This window comes from Clostridium sp. OS1-26, assembly GCF_030915445.1.
Lineage (GTDB): Bacteria > Bacillota > Clostridia > Clostridiales > Clostridiaceae > Clostridium_AM.
The window spans coordinates 5,383,264-5,395,059 of the sequence record NZ_CP133264.1 but is presented as its reverse complement, the minus strand read 5'-3'; the positions used below and the strand labels follow the sequence as shown (position 1 = coordinate 5,395,059).

At 30.4% G+C, this 11,796-nt stretch carries 11 protein-coding genes and 1 pseudogene; 6 read left to right on the top strand and 6 right to left on the bottom strand.

Features of this window, described 5'->3' with window-relative positions; translation table 11 throughout:
- Window positions 1-6 precede the first annotated feature (6 nt).
- From RCG18_RS26610 to RCG18_RS26595, 4 genes are all read left to right on the top strand, one after another.
- Window positions 7-1,068 (top strand): hypothetical protein, encoded by a 1,062-nt coding sequence (locus RCG18_RS26610; RefSeq protein WP_308038979.1) that lies wholly within the window; start codon window positions 7-9, stop codon window positions 1,066-1,068.
- A 489-nt stretch (window positions 1,069-1,557) separates the two neighbouring features.
- Window positions 1,558-1,701: a hypothetical protein gene (locus tag RCG18_RS26605; protein WP_308038978.1), complete on the top strand. Its 144-nt coding sequence runs from the start codon at window positions 1,558-1,560 to the stop codon at window positions 1,699-1,701.
- A 7-nt stretch (window positions 1,702-1,708) separates the two neighbouring features.
- The gene (locus RCG18_RS26600) at window positions 1,709-3,376 is read left to right on the top strand and encodes a diguanylate cyclase domain-containing protein (protein ID WP_308038977.1); all 1,668 of its coding nucleotides are present in this window, start codon (window positions 1,709-1,711) and stop codon (window positions 3,374-3,376) included.
- Window positions 3,325-3,981, top strand: a complete 657-nt coding sequence (locus RCG18_RS26595; protein ID WP_308038976.1) for an EAL domain-containing protein — start codon at window positions 3,325-3,327, stop codon at window positions 3,979-3,981. Before RCG18_RS26600 ends, RCG18_RS26595 begins: the two co-directional genes overlap by 52 nt.
- A gap of 35 nt (window positions 3,982-4,016) precedes the next feature.
- On the opposite strand, the pseudogene RCG18_RS26590 reads toward RCG18_RS26595, so the two are convergent.
- The 6 genes and pseudogenes from RCG18_RS26590 to RCG18_RS26565 all read right to left on the bottom strand — a co-directional run bounded on the left by RCG18_RS26590 (window position 4,017) and on the right by RCG18_RS26565 (window position 9,130).
- Window positions 4,017-4,711: pseudogene (locus tag RCG18_RS26590) on the bottom strand (response regulator transcription factor).
- A gap of 16 nt (window positions 4,712-4,727) precedes the next feature.
- Entirely contained in the window at window positions 4,728-5,462 is a 735-nt protein-coding gene (locus RCG18_RS26585) for a HAMP domain-containing sensor histidine kinase (RefSeq protein WP_308038975.1), read from the bottom strand.
- 116 nt (window positions 5,463-5,578) lie between these two features.
- Complete coding sequence (locus RCG18_RS26580) at window positions 5,579-6,163, bottom strand: hypothetical protein (protein ID WP_308038974.1); 585 nt, start codon at window positions 6,161-6,163, stop codon at window positions 5,579-5,581.
- Window positions 6,164-6,237: 74 nt separating this feature from the next.
- Window positions 6,238-6,990, bottom strand: coding sequence for an ABC transporter permease (locus RCG18_RS26575; RefSeq protein ID WP_308038973.1), 753 nt, complete (start codon window positions 6,988-6,990; stop codon window positions 6,238-6,240).
- Entirely contained in the window at window positions 6,977-7,702 is a 726-nt protein-coding gene (locus tag RCG18_RS26570; RefSeq protein WP_308038972.1) for an ABC transporter ATP-binding protein, read from the bottom strand. Before RCG18_RS26570 ends, RCG18_RS26575 begins: the two co-directional genes overlap by 14 nt.
- A gap of 183 nt (window positions 7,703-7,885) precedes the next feature.
- On the bottom strand, window positions 7,886-9,130 hold the full coding sequence (locus tag RCG18_RS26565; RefSeq protein WP_308038971.1) for a hypothetical protein: 1,245 nt from the start codon (window positions 9,128-9,130) through the stop codon (window positions 7,886-7,888).
- A gap of 421 nt (window positions 9,131-9,551) precedes the next feature.
- On the opposite strand from RCG18_RS26565, the gene RCG18_RS26560 reads away from it, so the two are divergent.
- Together RCG18_RS26560 and RCG18_RS26555 are read left to right on the top strand one after the other, a co-directional pair.
- Complete coding sequence (locus tag RCG18_RS26560) at window positions 9,552-10,580, top strand: hypothetical protein (protein WP_308038970.1); 1,029 nt, start codon at window positions 9,552-9,554, stop codon at window positions 10,578-10,580.
- Between the two features lie 34 nt (window positions 10,581-10,614).
- Window positions 10,615-11,793 (top strand): zinc ribbon domain-containing protein, encoded by a 1,179-nt coding sequence (locus RCG18_RS26555; protein ID WP_308038969.1) that lies wholly within the window; start codon window positions 10,615-10,617, stop codon window positions 11,791-11,793.
- Window positions 11,794-11,796 lie beyond the last annotated feature (3 nt).

Sequence of the window (11,796 nt, the reverse complement as noted above, 5' to 3'; positions counted from 1 at the left end):
ATAAATATGGCAAGTCATAGAAGGTCACGCCATTCAAAAAAAAGCCACTCAAAAAAAAGCCATTCATTTATTAATGAACATCAAAGTGAAAATATTGATACAAACGAAATGCTATATTATGAAAGCTATAAGAATGACGTAGATGAATTTGATGAAGATGATCACAATGAAAGACAATATAAGTGCCATGATAGATCAAGACATTCTGATCCGTACTATGTCCATAATTGTATAACAGTTTGCGAAGAGACTGGTCCACAAGGACCAAAAGAGTGCAAAGGAGATCCAGGATGCCCAGAACCAGAGGGAGAAGAAGGAGATCCAGGATGTCCAGAACCAGAGGAAGAAAAAGGAGATTCAGGATGCCCAGGACCAAAGGGAGAAAAAGGAGACCCAGGATGCCCAGGACCAAAGGGAGAGCAAGGAGACCCAGGGCCAAAAGGGTGCAAAGGAGACCAGGGATGCCCAGGACCAAAAGGGTGTAAAGGAGACCAGGGATGCCCGGGACCGAAAGGGTGCAAAGGAGACCCAGGTTGTCAGGGACCTAAAGGTGATCAAGGTCCTCAGGGACAACCAGGAGATGCTGTTGAATGTGCATGCACTGCTCAAATAAAAAATGTGTTAAGCCAGATAATAGAGCTATTCCCTGGAACCACTGTAGTTATTAACTATGAAAATAAAGGTTCAGCTATAGGAGTACCAATTTCACTTTTAGATAGCGGTATACTAGTGTTATCTAATTCTGCAGAAGTTAAAACTCATAGAATTTCCATTCGTAAGATAGTAGCAATAACTCTTACTTGTAATAATTCTTTGTTTAATCTTGATGGATCAATGAAAATAGCTTTCCTTCCACCGCCAGCACCGCTGCCAATAAGCTGTGCAGCTGAATGTGAATCAGCGGTAAGGAACACATTAGAATCACTAATTCAAGGCAAAGCAGCAGTAAATATAATAGCAGGTGGAAATTTATTAGAATCAAATAGTGTAACCCATACTGCATATGGAATAGCTGTTTTAGGAAACTCTACATTAGTATCTACTTATACTATAGAAGATATTTATTAGATAGACTTTAAAACTAGAAGGAAATGGCATTCATTTCCTTCTAGTTTTTATGCAAGACTAAAATTAAGGAGGTACTATCAAGTGATTCTTAGGTTCAGATGGAGTTTGCTTATAAGGATGACTTTCTCCATCTGAACCTTAGAAGAACTTATCCAGGCACGTAGCAGTGCTTATCCCACAGTTAAGCAGAGAGCCTAAATCTATGATTTAGTGCGAATCGCTTACTCCTTCGACAATAGGAGAAGGAGTTTCATACAAAGATGGGGGTGTTAGCAATGGTAGCGATCGGATAAATATAATGATTACTATTAGATTATGTATGGTAGTAAAAAATGAAGAAGAAACTCTTGCACAATGTTTAGATTAGGTTGTAAAAACTTAATATACATAATAATTTTAAGACAATATGGACATGCGCTTATAAATATTTTAAACTAAAATATGGTAAGGAAATTTTTGAATTTTTAAATATATAAAATGGAGGGCATTGTGAAAAATAAGACTATATTATTTCTTATTTCATCTGTTATATTTGCGACAATAGCACTTTCTATTTTAACCATTTTTAATATAGAAAGTGAAATTGGAAATATAACTGCAAAACAAAAAAGATGCTATTTCTCATGCAACTGAGCAAATTATGGAGTTTGACATGATTTTATATGGAATGAACGATGAGTTTTTACAATTAGAAAAGAACAGCATAAATAATATTGAACAACGGTTTGTTCAAAACAATCAAAATCCTTTAGAAGTAGAGGATGAAGAATTAAAGAAACTTGCCAAGAGTTTGCCAATTTCAGACATTTATATCATTAATAAGGAGGGTAAAGTTGTACACACTAGCTTTCAACTAGATAAAGGAATGAACTTGATTAGTAAAAATAATTATATGAAAAGCTACTTATCTAAAATATATGGCACAGGAAAAGTATATGACCAAGGAATAGGATTTTCTATGAAACAAGGAAAATTAAATAGATATACTTACTACAGTCCTTTAAAAAGTGATTACATTATAGAGATATCTGTTGATGTAAAGGAATATGTGAGAAAGAAATATGATACTAGTTATTATAATTTTTTATTTAAGGACTTGTTTCAATTTCCAAACTCTTTAGAAAAAGGCGAAATAAATATAGAGATTTATAATAATAATGGAAAAGGTACTTGGGCTTTATCAGATGAAGGAAAGCAGCTAGATTTGACAAATGAAGAATTTAAGCAATTAAAAAATAATAAAGAACTTACTAAGAATAAAGATGGATTTACATATGGGTATTATGAATTAAATGCACCCTGGAAAAGCTTTAGTTCTTCACAAAAGTTTTATGTAGAAATAAGATGTGATTTTACTGCAATTGAAAGAATAAAAAAACAGACAATAATAAATTCCATAAAAAGTTCTTTAGTTATAATAGCCATCTTTTATTTTTTAATTAGGAAATTTCTAAATAAATTCTTTATACAAAAAGTACAAAAAATTAATAGTGGTCTTTTAGAGATTTCTAAAGGAGATTATTCACAAGAGCTTACAATTGCAGGTAAAGACGAATTTGCACAAATTGCATCAAATATAAGCATCATGAAAAATCGTATTAAAGATAGAGAGGCTAAAATTAGCACAATGGCATATTATGATAGCGTAACTGGACTGCCTAATAAAGAGTTATTAAAGGAAGAAATAGATGAAAGAATATATATTCGTGAATGTAAAGGCACTTGTTCAATGATAATTTTACAAATACATAATTTCACTCAGATTACAGATATCGTAGGACATATTGCAGGAGAAGAGATATTGTTAAGTATAGCTACCTTTTTAAAGGTTAAATGGAAAACTGCATTTATATCCTGTAAAAGTGATAATGAATTTGCCATATTAGAGGATTTTCTAAATTTTCATCATATGGATAAAAAAATAAAGGATTTAATGAATGATCTTCAGAAAGAAAAATTTATTCCAAGTAAAAGCTTAAATGTCATTTTTAATGCTGGGATTGTGATATATCCAGAACATGGAACTACAAGTGAGGAAATACTAAAAAATGGAGAACTTGTGCTTCATCATATCAAAAACAAAGGACTCAATGAATATATGTATTATTCTAAGGAAATGGAAAAAAGCTTAATTAATCGATTAGTTATGGAAAAGGAATTAAAGGAAGCTTTAATAAAAGACGAAATTAAAGTAGTATACCAGCCTAAGATTGACACAAGAACAGGTAAAATTGGTAGTGCAGAAGCTCTTGTAAGGTGGGAAAAACAAGATGGGCAAAAATATTTCCTGATGAATTTATTCCACTAGCTGAAGAAACAGGATTGATTATTGATATTGGAAATTATGTATTAAAAAAATCTTGTATGCAGCTAAAGGAATGGCATGAAAGAGGAGTGCCAAACTTAAAGGTTAGCGTAAATCTTTCTGTAGTTCAATTTCAACAAAAAAATCTTACAGATGTGATAAAAAATATAATACAAGAAACAAAATTAGAACCTAACCTACTGGAGCTAGAGATTACAGAATCCTTATTAATGGAGGATATATCCGAATGCAATAAAATATTGAAGGAAATAAGAGAATGTGGAATTAATATAGCTCTTGATGACTTTGGAAAAGGGTATTCTTCATTGAATTACTTAAAAAGGTTACAGATTGATGTCCTAAAAATAGATAAAGCATTTGTAGATAACATTGTAAATTTAGAGGACAAGCAGGTTATTATTGATGCCTTAATTCAAATGGCACATGGGCTAAATATTTTAGTTGTTGCTGAAGGAGTAGAAACTTCTATTCAGGCAGAGTATTTAAAAAATCAAAAATGTGACGAACTACAGGGGTACCTTTTTAGTAAGCCTATAGATGCAGAGACTTTCGAAAAACTACTGACCGGTGATGTAAAATTTTGGTAAAAACATAATAAACAAAATAGGCTTAGGATATAATCTTATACCCTAAGCCTGTACCCAGCTCCCCATACAGTTTCAATATACTGTGGATCGGATGGAGAAGACTCTATTTTTTCTCTTACTCTTCCGATATGTACTGTAACAGTAGCAGTATCACCAAGCGCGTCAAATCCCCAGATTTTTTCAAATAACTCTTCTCTACTAAATACCCTATTAGGGTTTTCAGCTAAATAAAGTAATAGGTCAAATTCTTTTTGAGCTAAAGTTACCTCAGTACCGTTTATAAGAACTTGCCTTGAGTCTTTAATTATTTCTAGTCCTCTTATAGTTATAACATTATTTTTTGACTTTGGTGTAAATTTGCTTTTTATTCTTTCGTAGTTTTGAATGTGAGATTTAACTCTAGCAACTAATTCACCAGGACTAAAAGGTTTTGTAATATAGTCATCAGCTCCAAGGCTTAAGCCTTTAATTTTATCGATTTCTTCTTTTTGGCAGAGACCAATAAAACAGGAATATCCTTATCTTCTTGTATGATACGTAAAATACTAAAGCCATCAATTTTAGGAAGCATAATATCAAGAATTATTAAATCAAATTCCTTTTCTTTTATAGTATTTAGGCCTTGTACACCATCAGTACATACACTAACTTCAAACCCTGAAAGTTCTAGATAATCCTTTTGAAGCTCAGCAATACTTAAGTCATCCTCAACTATTAAAATTCTTTTCATAGTAACCTCTCTATTTTTATGATATTTTTGCTAATGATATTATAATACTTGTACCATAGTTTTCGCAGCTAACAGCCCATATTTTTCCTTTGTGACCTTCTACAATTTGTTTTGCTATGGCAAGACCTAGACCACTGCCTTTTGTACCGCTTCTTGCTAAATCAGCTCTATAAAATCTATCAAATATTTTATTTATATCATTTTTATTAATACCAGATCCATTATCTTTTATTTCAATAATAATGCTAGAGTTTGTTTCTCTTAACATTATAGCAATTTGTCCATTCTCTTTGTTCATATATTTTCTAGAGTTATCAATAATATTTAATATAACTCTTCTCATTCTTTCTCTATCAATTATAAAATGCGTTGATTGCTTCAAGTCGTTTTTTAAATATATTTTTATATCAGATTTTTGAAGGTCAGGTGCGCTTTCTTCAATACAATAATCAAAGTACTTCGCAATATCTGTTTTCTCATAATTAAAGGGCATTTGGTTTAAATCTAGTTTAGAATATAAAAGTAAATCATCAATCATAATATCAATTTGTTCAGCTTTTGAATAAATAGTTTTTAAGTATTTTTCTGTTTTCTCAGGAGTATTTGCAACACCGTCTAAAATTCCCTCCACATATCCCTTTATAGAAGTTATAGGAGTTTTTAAGTCGTGGGATATACTGGAAACTAACATTTTCCTATTATCATCGTACTTCATTTTCATACGAATAGAGTCCTTAAGTTGTATTCTCATTCTCTCGAAGTCTGCACACAACTCTCTAATTTCTCTATCACCACTTTCTACGATTTCAAAGCTTAAATCACCTCTGCTAATTTCTGCAGTAGCTTTTTTTAGAAGTGATATAGGTTTTAATATTCTTTTGAAAAAAGATAGGACATAAATACATTTATAGCTACAAAAGAAATGAAAAAGATAACGACAATGGTTATAATAAATTTCTCAAAAATATCAGTTGGTTTTTCTAATGGAGCTAATAATATAATATTTCCTGTAGAGTTGTCTTTATAGTTAAGTGAAGCCGTTTCAACCATATAAGAGATATTATCAATTTTCACAGCTTTTTTAATAGAGCTAGTTTTTGCTTCGTCTAAGCACTTTTCTATATCAATTTTAGTAATATCCTTTGAAGCAAATATAATGCTATTGTTCTTAATTATTATAACTTCTCCATTTATGATTGAAAGTTTTTGATATAAGTATTCTTGAAATCCAGCAGTTTCAATGCTTTCAGGATTTAACTTTGATACATCTTTTACTGCATTTATTAGCTCAAATTTTGTAGCTGCAAGTTTTTTGAAATTATCATAGCTTATATTTGTACTAAAAACTTTTGAAGATACAAACATAAAGATGAAAATTGTTAAGCATGCAATAATAAATGGAACTACAACTGTTATGGTATTAAAAATAATTAGACGTTTTTTTATATCCATTTCTTCACCTTACATAATCTGTAGAATTTTTAATTTCATTATAAATAGGTACATTCAATACAGTAACAGGTTTTCTAAAATTCTTTTTTATCGAATAAATAATAGCCTCCTGTAAATAGTAGTATAGCATAACTAAGCATCATCATAAACTGACGTAAGATTTTTAATAAGGAAACATTGTTCATAATCCATAGTTTGTACCAGTCTAACATGCTTGTGAAAAACAAAGCAGAAAAACTAGAAAAAACAATTCCAAGTGCTTTGAAAACAATAAAAATAAGAATAGATACAAAAAACACGCCTATTCCGCTTCTCAATATATTTGTAAGAAGTACAATAACTAGTGATAAAACTAGCATAGGAATTAATGTTACAAAGTATGAAACTAATATTTTAATAATACCCTGTGCTGTAAAGGAACTTGAATTAAAAATAAAACCTGCTAAAGTTGAAAAAATCATTACAAACATAAGATTTACAAAAACAAATAATATTATAGAAACTATCTTGGCTGTAAAAAATTTCAGTCTTGTAATTGGCCTTGTCAGTGCAATTTTCATAGTGTTCTGAGAGAATTCTCCTGAAAAACTATCTATAGTAACAAGTGCAGTAAATAGAGGAAGAATCGTGTTAATAACTACAGAAAGTACAAGTAAAGGAAATTCCATACTAGAAACTCCACGTACTCCAAAGCCGCTCCTTAAGCCAATAATAGATACTTGTCCTATTACTATGAAAATAAGTGACACTACTGCTGCCACTAAAACCTTCTTCTTTTTATATAATTTTTCAATCTCATTAATTAAAGTTGCTTTAAATTCTACCATTTCTTTCTACCTCGCTGATAAAGTAATTTTCAAGAGAAGCATAGTTATTTAATATATTTTTAGTAGTATCTACATTAAGCATTTTGCCATTATATAGCACGCCAATATGGGTACAAGTGAGCTCAACATCATGAATAAGATGGCTTGATATAAAAAATGTAGTTTTTTCTCTTTCTGCAAGATCTTTTATAATATTTCTTACATCAATCATTCCTTCAACATCAAGTCCATTTAAAGGTTCATCTAAAATAACTATCTCAGGCTTAGATAGGATTGAAGCTGCAATCCCTAGTCTTTGCTTCATTCCAAGGGAAAATTTCCTTGGTTTTTCGTTTCTATATTTTAAAAGACCTACAAGTTCTAAAACTTCTTCTATTCTTTTATTATCAACGTTTTCGTAATATCTTGAAAATTGTTTTAAATTTTCAAAGGCTGTTAAATAAGAATAAGATTCAGCAGTTTCTATAATACACCCAACTTTTTTCATAGCTTGTTCAAATTCATCTAAGATGCTATGTCCTAAAATTTTAACATCACCACTATCAGGCTTTATAAGTCCAGTCATAATTTTCATAGCAGTAGTTTTACCAGCTCCATTAGGACCTAAAAATCCAAAAATATCGCCTCTATGTATATCAAGATTAATATCTGTTATACCTCTTCCATTTTTATATATCTTAGAAAGTTCTTTAATTTCAATAACCTTCTCCATTTATGTACCTCCTAAATTATAAATAACATGACACATTTGTTATAGAAAAATTAGCTAGAAAGCTAGCTTATACAAAGAGATATGTTTTTAACGTGCTGAAGCTTGGAAACATAGCAGGTTGTATAAGCTAACTTTCAGTTTAGTACCCTATATAAAGTTTTATGTCGCAAAACTTTTATAATATTAATTAAATACTCTACTATATTCACCGTCGGATATTAAGTTTCCATTCATATTTTCGTTTATATTAAAGTATACGTTTGCTGAATGAGGATTAATAGATATATTTCCTTTAACATTAGCGCCTGAGGAATTAGTAGCAGTGAAAGGTGCATTAAATTGATCTTTTTCAAATGTTGCACTAAATTTCAAGTCTTTTTTATTAACTGCGTATTCTTCATAACCTTTAGCATACTCTTCATGGTAGCTTCCACTAACGCTCTTAGAATCTATTTTTTCAATATCTACAATTCTCTCGCCTATTTTTTGGAATTTGTCATCTTTTTCTATTAAAATATCAGTTTTATATTTTCCAATATATTTTGAAGGGTTAGATAATTTACTATAATCTCTTTCTATACTTTTTTCTACCTTCTTGCCAGATAAATCAGGTTTTTTTACAGTAGTTGAGTTAACTCCTGTAATTTTAACTAATAACTCAAAAGTTATATTATGCTCTTTGCCGCTTTCATCTTTACCAGAAAGAACTCCAGTACCAAGAACACTTTGTATTAATCCATCTTTACCTGTTATCATTTTTCCTTTAACTTCTTTTACAAATATATCTTTTGTAATTTTAGGCATGTTGTTTTCATTATTAGGTCTATTGCCAAATGTATTCTTAGATTGAAGAGATACTACTGCATTAACTAGTGCTGGAATCTGTGCTTCACTTAAAGAACCAGATAATTCTTTGCTTCCATCTGGATTTTGAGTAACTACAACAGAATCTTTTAAATTACCTACAAGAGCATCTGCTATTCTTTCAACATCTCCTGCTTCTTTCTGTTTAAAAGGATTCTCAAAGGACCTAACTTCTTCTCGAGGGCTTGTATACTCACTTACATAGTAAACATTTTGATCACTATTTTTGCTTATAAAACCATTTTTGTCGGAATAGTAATAGTTTTCCTTCTTAGTAGAACCCTCTACTCTTGTTGATACATTTTCCATAGCCTTTTTTGATGTATCATACTTATTAAGTGAGTTTTCGGAATAAATAAGAGTACCATTATCTTTTGCAACAAAGGATACATCTGCAGTATAATTTGAAAGTTTAGTTGTACAACTTTCTGCTGTATACTTTAGAGAATCTTTAAGTTGATCATAGCCGCTTTTAGACACTACTTCAGCCATAGCGGTGGTAGCAAACATTAGAGTACCTACAGCAAAACTCAAAATCATTGCTGTTTTCTTCTTAAATTTCATTTTTTACCATCTCCTTTTAGTTTTAAATTAGTTCATAATATGAAAGCCTTTCATAATTCTATTTTAAAGGGAGTCTCTCTATTTTCTATAAACTAATTATAAACAAAATATAAACTTTGTGCATGAAAAATGATTTACCTATTATAAAGTTTTATATCTATAATACCTAAAAGTTATCCCTAATATTTTGATTTTTGTTTAGTTCTTCATGTTCTTATGATTATTTATTAATAAATACTAAATTCTTATATTTTACTGAACTTTTTGTAATGTCACTTTAAAAAACATATATGTGTGATAAAATATTTATAGTAGTAATAGTATACTAATTTATACTATATTTAAAGAAATTATTTTCTTTGTAAAGTTTTTACTAACAAATGTTAATAAAATAGGCAGATAAAGATGGGGGATATAAAGAATGATTGATGAAAAACAACAGGAACTTCAAGAGCTATCAGATGAAGTGGAAATAATACTTTCTGTAAAAGACAATATTTCCCATGAAGAAATAAACAATCTTGTAAATAAGTTTAATTTATTATCAGAATACGATGTAAGAAAAAAGATTGAAGAAATTACTGGTGATTCTATATACGTACAGAACTTTATAGATAAAACTAATGAAATTGTAAATAGTAATCAAGGTGATACACAAAATGATACTTCAGAGAAAATTGATTTACTTGAAGCATCCAATGTTTTTTTAGAAGATCAAGATACGATTAATACTGATGTTGTGGAAAGTAATATGATAGAAGATAAAATACAGGATGAAAATATAGGAAGCAGTGTATTTAGTGAAGGTAATATTCCAGAAGTTTCTTTTATAAAAGCTGATATCAAATATGGACAACTTTCATTAGAATGGGGATGGCCAGAAGGTATAAGCAAGGCTATTATATGTTACAGGATGGATAGATTTCCAATAGGGCCAACAGATGGCTGTGCTTCACAGTTTACGATTAAAAGAGAGTACGGTGATGAAAAAGGAGAGTATTTAATTCATAAGGCAGTAGAAGGAAACTACTATTTTTGTATATATATTTCTGTTGATTGTAACGGAAAAACACTATATTCTGAGGGACAAAGAAGACTTGTGATGAATAAAATACCTTCAGAAATATTCTATGAAATAAGGCATAAAAAGAGTCTCCTTGGAAAACTTAAAGGGGCGGAAATAGTTTTATCTACTACAGATAAAGAAATAAATCTGCCACAACTTGAATTGGTTGGTAAGTTTGGCAATATGCCTCTTCAGAAATCAGATGGTAAAAGTATACTTAATATAGACTATCAAACTATTGCTATTGATAAACCTATAACTTTAAATTTGCCTATTGAAAATATAGGTAGAAACATGTATGTAAAGTTATTTTTCTTAGACGACAGTAATAGCAAGTTGTACAGAATAATATCACCGGCAAAAGAAAAATTATATTTTAAATAGTTAATAGATATTGTAGTTAAGGAGGAACAATGAAATGAAGCTTAATTTAAAGAAAAAAGATTATTATATATGTCCATATTGTTTTTCTAAACATGATTTAAATGATGTAAGTTTTATATGCAAGAATGATCCAGAAGGATGTGAAAATGCAAGAGATGGTATTTTTCTCAGGTCCAAAAGAGGAGAGAGCAAAAAAGAAATGCCAGACTCTATTTTCTGCACTGAGTGCGGTGAAAAAACAAATGTAAAAATATGCCCTACATGTCATGAGGAGCTGCCTTACGCTATAGGACAATATGATAATTTAGTCTTTGCAGTTATAGGTGCAAAAGAGGCCGGCAAAAGTCATTACATCGCAGTTTTGATTGACAAAATAATGAATGAAATAGGTTCGGCTTTCAACTGTAGCCTCTCAGCGGTAAATGATGCAACAATAAAAAGATATAGAACTGATTTCTATGACCCTGTTTTTAAAAGAAATGAATTAATAAGAGTAACTCGTTCAGCTAAGACAGACTCATCTGTAAAGCAACCTCTTATTTACAATCTTACTTTTACGGAACAGGGGATGTTTGGCGGACTGTTTAAAGGTAAAAGGATAAGCAATGTTGTTACCATTGCCTTTTTTGATACTGCAGGTGAAGACTTAGACTCTGAAGATACAATGAAGGCCGTAAACAGATACATATATAACTCCTCTGGTATTATATTTTTGCTTGATCCGCTTCAATTAGAAAATGTAAGAGAAATGCTTCCAGCAGGAACACCACTGCCAGAACAAAACACTGAAATAGAAGACTTACTTTCAAGAACGGCGAACCTTATTAGAAAAGCAAACAACGTAAAGGTAGATAAGCTTATTGATATACCTGTGGCTGTAGCTTTTTCAAAAATAGATGCAGTTGAATCTTTAGTAGATCCATCAAGTTGCATAAATTACTCAAGTAAACACATAAGTAAAGGAAGTTTTGATATTTCAGATTTTCAAGATATGAACGGAACTATGGAATCTTTAGTTAGAAGTTGGGGTGGAGAAAACTTTGCAAATCAATTAAGTTCAAATTTTAAGAATCATGCTTATTTTGGAATAACTGCACTAGGCTGTAATCCAGAAAGCAGTAGGATTTCAAAATTGAGGCCTCATAGAATAGAAGATCCATTTTTATGGTTACTATATGAACATAAATTAATAAAGACGGAAAAAAGGAAGTGATTC

Excerpts from the sequence above, each read along its gene's own strand:
- RCG18_RS26610 (WP_308038979.1), top strand. The coding sequence starts at position 7 with ATGGCAAGTCATAGAAGGTCACGCCATTCAAAAAAAAGCCACTCAAAA.
- RCG18_RS26600 (WP_308038977.1), top strand. The coding sequence starts at position 1,709 with ATGGAGTTTGACATGATTTTATATGGAATGAACGATGAGTTTTTACAA.
- RCG18_RS26585 (WP_308038975.1), bottom strand. The coding sequence starts at position 5,462 with ATGAGAATACAACTTAAGGACTCTATTCGTATGAAAATGAAGTACGAT.
- RCG18_RS26580 (WP_308038974.1), bottom strand. The coding sequence starts at position 6,163 with ATGGATATAAAAAAACGTCTAATTATTTTTAATACCATAACAGTTGTA.
- RCG18_RS26575 (WP_308038973.1), bottom strand. The coding sequence starts at position 6,990 with ATGGTAGAATTTAAAGCAACTTTAATTAATGAGATTGAAAAATTATAT.
- RCG18_RS26570 (WP_308038972.1), bottom strand. The coding sequence starts at position 7,702 with ATGGAGAAGGTTATTGAAATTAAAGAACTTTCTAAGATATATAAAAAT.
- RCG18_RS26565 (WP_308038971.1), bottom strand. The coding sequence starts at position 9,130 with ATGAAATTTAAGAAGAAAACAGCAATGATTTTGAGTTTTGCTGTAGGT.
- RCG18_RS26560 (WP_308038970.1), top strand. The coding sequence starts at position 9,552 with ATGATTGATGAAAAACAACAGGAACTTCAAGAGCTATCAGATGAAGTG.
- RCG18_RS26555 (WP_308038969.1), top strand. The coding sequence starts at position 10,615 with ATGAAGCTTAATTTAAAGAAAAAAGATTATTATATATGTCCATATTGT.